Genomic DNA, 577 nt, shown 5'->3' with positions numbered 1-577 from the left:
TTTGTTTTCTTTTTTTTTTTTCTTTTTTTTTTTTTTTTTTTTTTTAATGTCCCGGCGCCCCCCGGATACCAACGGGTAAGGTCCGCCGGCAGCTAAGATGTTTATAAGGGAACCACCGTTCCTCTGAACGGTGGGTGAGAATAGGTCATCGTTCGTAAGCGCTTGGGGATCAAGTTCCCAAAGCGACAACAGCATAGCCCCACCGCTGGGTGAGCGCAAGGTGAAAGCCTTAATCATCACCTGAGCTCCAGACGGGCTTTTCGCTCTCACCCACGCGAAGCAGAGGGCACGATGGCCAAAACTATAGACCTAGTTTAATTTAACTCCCTCAAGACTCTAGGTGTCGCAGGAAGGAGCGCTGAAGCTCGGGGGAAGGCAACAGCGCGCTGCCCTTGCGCTGCCGCACCCGCCCCGGGCCACGCACCCCGCGCTGGGCCAGGGCCTGAGCGACGCGCTCGAGGGCTACGGCGGGGCATGGGGTGCCCGGGGGAAACACCTCCGGCCAGCGGCGTCCCCGGGGGGGAAGGGGGCCCCCCCCTCTCCTTTCCCACCCCCGCCCGCCCCCACGAACAACCCG

At 60.0% G+C, this 577-nt stretch carries 1 protein-coding gene; it reads right to left on the bottom strand.

Annotated features, from left to right (window positions below; genetic code table 11):
- On the bottom strand, positions 1 to 237 hold a 237-nt coding region (locus EKL94_RS22580), incomplete at its 3' end, for a hypothetical protein (RefSeq protein WP_221768003.1).
- Between the last annotated feature and the right edge of the window lie 340 nt (positions 238 to 577).

It is taken from the genome of Stenotrophomonas maltophilia (assembly GCF_003970865.1).
GTDB classification, from domain to species: Bacteria; Pseudomonadota; Gammaproteobacteria; order Xanthomonadales; family Xanthomonadaceae; genus Stenotrophomonas; species Stenotrophomonas maltophilia_AR.
Note: the sequence above shows the minus strand (reverse complement) of the source record. Positions and strands in the feature narration are given on the sequence as shown.